The sequence below is a fragment of the Erwinia sp. MYb416 genome, assembly GCF_037479575.1.
GTDB lineage: Bacteria > Pseudomonadota > Gammaproteobacteria > Enterobacterales > Enterobacteriaceae > Erwinia > Erwinia rhapontici.
Window position 1 is genome coordinate 1 of the sequence record NZ_JBBGYT010000227.1, and the last position, 1125, is coordinate 1125.

Sequence of the window (1125 nt, forward strand, 5' to 3'; positions counted from 1 at the left end):
CTGTTGCCCGCATTATCACCCAGCGTCACGGAGACAGTATTTGGGCCCTGCGGCAGGTTTTGCAGCGTGGCAGACGGTACCGATACGCTCCAGTTACCCAGCGCATCCACTGTACCGGTATAGGTGATGCCGCCAATCAGCACGTTCACCGTCTGACCTGCGCCCTCAACGCCCGACGACCCACTGATGGTCTGTGCACTACTCGCCTCGGCAGCATTGAGATAATCATCACCAAACAGCGGGTTGATCTCCGGCAGGAAGCCCGGAAGCACTTCACTGTTGAGTGAGTGCTCAACGGTGATGGTATTGCCATTGACATCAACGGTGCTGGCAGTGACTAACAGCGTGGTGTTGGTCAGGTTCGTGAGGTCTGCTGGTGGAACCGTGACCGTCCAGCTGCCGTCGCTGTTGGTGGTGGTAAGATAGGATTTTCCGCGGAACGATACTGATACCGAACTGCCTGTGGCCACAAAGCGGCTGAAACCGTGGATCGACAGCGGCAACAGCGCCTCACTGGCGTTCAGCGTATTGTCGTCGCTGATTACTCCGATGGCGATGGCGCTGAAGGTATTATCAACGGTGAAGCTGCCATTAGTGCTGGCCGGGTTACCGGCGACATCGCTGACGCTGACGGTATAATTATCGGTGCCATTCGCCAGATTATGCAGCGCCGAAGCCGGAACCAGCACACTCCAGCTGCCATCTGACAGTACCTGACCGGTGTAATTTGCACCATTGAGGCTGACAGTGACCGTCTGACCGGCCTGGACATTCGTGGTGGTCCCGGTGACAAACTGAGACAGCCCTTTTTCCGCGCCATCGAGGATATTATCGCCCGCAAATGCACCAACGGTGACGCTCGGGAGTGAACCGCTGGCCGCAATCACCGTCAGTGGCTGGCTGCTGCTGCCGCTGTTGCCCAGGGGGTCGGTGGCCGTCGCAGTCACGGTGTAGGTGTTGTCAGCCAGGCCGGTAACGACGTTCGCGGGAAGGGTTGCGGTCCAGTTACCACCAGCATCCACCGTGGCGGGGTAATCAACGCCATTGACGCTCACCACCACCGTGGCACCCGGCTCGGTAGTCCCGGTAATGGCCAGCGCCGCATTGTGCTCCAGCGCATTGAGA

1 protein-coding gene is annotated in these 1125 nt (G+C 58.9%); it reads right to left on the minus strand.

Annotated features, from left to right (window positions below; genetic code table 11):
- Positions 1–1125: Ig-like domain-containing protein (locus WH277_RS02070; protein ID WP_339504115.1), on the minus strand; the 1125-nt coding region annotated here is incomplete at both ends.